This window comes from Asticcacaulis sp. P2_C5, assembly GCF_056404555.1.
The window spans coordinates 1-2,139 of sequence record NZ_JBFUDU010000033.1; the positions used below are offsets into that span (position 1 = coordinate 1).

The 2,139-nt window shown below is 59.7% G+C and carries 2 protein-coding genes; one reads left to right on the forward strand and one right to left on the reverse strand.

The window, feature by feature from the left end; genetic code table 11:
- Positions 1–94 precede the first annotated feature (94 nt).
- The gene (locus AC1DXO_RS26065; RefSeq protein ID WP_476981134.1) at positions 95–1,378 is read left to right on the forward strand and encodes an ISNCY family transposase; all 1,284 of its coding nucleotides are present in this window, start codon (positions 95–97) and stop codon (positions 1,376–1,378) included.
- A 19-nt stretch (positions 1,379–1,397) separates the two neighbouring features.
- On the opposite strand, the gene AC1DXO_RS26070 is transcribed toward AC1DXO_RS26065, so the two are convergent.
- The gene (locus AC1DXO_RS26070; protein ID WP_476981135.1) at positions 1,398–1,796 is read right to left on the reverse strand and encodes a hypothetical protein; all 399 of its coding nucleotides are present in this window, start codon (positions 1,794–1,796) and stop codon (positions 1,398–1,400) included.
- Positions 1,797–2,139 lie beyond the last annotated feature (343 nt).

Consider the following 2,139-nt stretch of genomic DNA (forward strand, 5'->3'; position numbering starts at 1 on the left):
TGTAGCCGCCATTTAGTAATGTCGCACCCGTGCCAGTTAGAGATGGCACCCTCCTGCATTTTCGTGGGAGGCCCTCTAAGTGACGTTACATATCATGAGCGACAAAGAGCTGGCGCGGCTTGAAGTCCTGCGCGATCTGACGAACGGCCGACTGACGGTATTGGCGGCTGCCGAGCTTCTGGGATTGGAGCGGCGGCAGGTCCAGCGTTTGGTCAAGGCCTATCAGGACCAAGGCGCAACCGCCCTCATCTCCAAGAAGCGCGGGCGAGCCAGCAACCGGCAGATGCCGGAGGAGATTAAGGCGCAGGCCTTGGAACTGATCCGCGCGCGCTACGCGGATTTCGGGCCAACCTTGGCCGCGGAGAAGCTTCGCGAGGTCCACGGCATCACGATTGGACGCGAGACGCTGCGGCTGTGGATGCTGGAGAACGGCCTCTGGGCGGACAGGCAGAAGCGCCGCGGACGGGTTTACCAGCCGCGCTATCGCCGGGAGTGCGTCGGCGAGCTGGTCCAGGTCGATGGCTCGGAGCACTGGTGGTTTGAGGATCGCGGGCCACAATGCACCCTGCTCGTCTTCATCGACGACGCCACCAGCCGACTGATGCACCTGCAGTTCGTCCAGTCGGAGTCGACCTTCGCCTATTTCAACGCAACGCAGCGGTATCTGGAGCAGCACGGCAAGCCCATAGCATTTTACACTGACAAGCATGCGGTCTTCCGGGTGAACAAGGCCGCCGGGCTTCACGGCGACGGCATGACTCAGTTCGGCCGCGCGCTGAAGGCCCTGACGATCGAGATCATCTGCGCCAACTCCAGCCAGGCCAAGGGCCGCGTCGAGCGCGCCAACAAAACCCTACAAGACCGGTTGGTGAAGGAGCTTCGGCTCGCCGGCATCAGCACCATGGAGGCTGGCAACGCTTTCTTGCCGACCTTCATGGCCGACTACAACACCCGTTTCGCCAAGGCGCCGTTCAACGACAAGGATCTCCACCGGCCGATGACGCCCAGGGACCGGCTGGATGAGGCCTTCACCTGGCGCGCCGAACGAACGCTGTCGCAGTCGCTGACGCTCCAGTACGACAACATCCTTTTCATGATCGAGCCATCCGAGTTCGCTCAGGCGGCAATCGGCCAGCGGGTCGAGGTCGTGGACTTCCCCGATGGGCGATTGGAGGTCCGCTACAAGGGCCGGAGCATGCCCTACCGCACCTTTGACAAGCTACGACGCGTCACCGAGCCTGCGGTGCTCGAGAACAAGCGGCTGGGGGGGCTCCTAACCCTGATCCGCCAGAGTCAGCAGTCTGAGCCGCCCGGCAAGCGCACCAGCAAAGGTCCGAAGCGGCGCGATCAGACCAAGCATATGTTCAGCGTCGGCTGAAGCCGTCGGCAGATCGATCCTATCGAAGGGACAAGGTTAGTCGCTCAAGGCCCTTTGATGAGTATTGGTAATGTCGTGAGTGATCGTGGAACGTAAGCTTTGCCCAGCTCACGTTGAGACCCAACTCCGATATCACTACATCCTCACGCATATCGAATGATGCGCCTAACGACGCGGCTGCCCGCTGCACTTCTTCAAGCGATTTGTAGAGTGGCACTCCGATGTCGATAGCCTGCGCTTCGATCGAATCGCCTGGAGCGATAATGTGGAAGATGGTCTTTAGAATCTGATTTTCGTCAAAGAGGAGTTCGAACCCTAACTCCTCGCTCTGGACTGAATAACTGTCGGGGGTGTTTTCATGCAACGTATCGATATGATAGAGAATATTGAGGTCGTGCAGCTCGATCAGTTCGATCAAGTCGTCGCTCTTCAAAGCGCGCCCTAGATGCTCAATTAGATTCACTCAAATCACCTTCGTTGTGAGCTCGCGCCGCTTCGTCTCTATCACAAGGCTCTGCTCCCTCGATAGTGTCCACAATCCATCTTCACAGGATTCCGAACGGCTCCCCCAGCAGGTGTCCTACGTGCCTCGCGCGCCTGACGGCGCACTCGGAAGACGAAGCTGAGCGACCAGTGCATCGGTCGGCGGTTGGGCTCTGCGCGATTTGAAGGCTTCGCGCCCCCGCCGCCCGACCCCACCGTCGGTGCCACTGACACTTCTATCTGGCACAAACTGCGACATCTCTAATCGGCCTAGACAA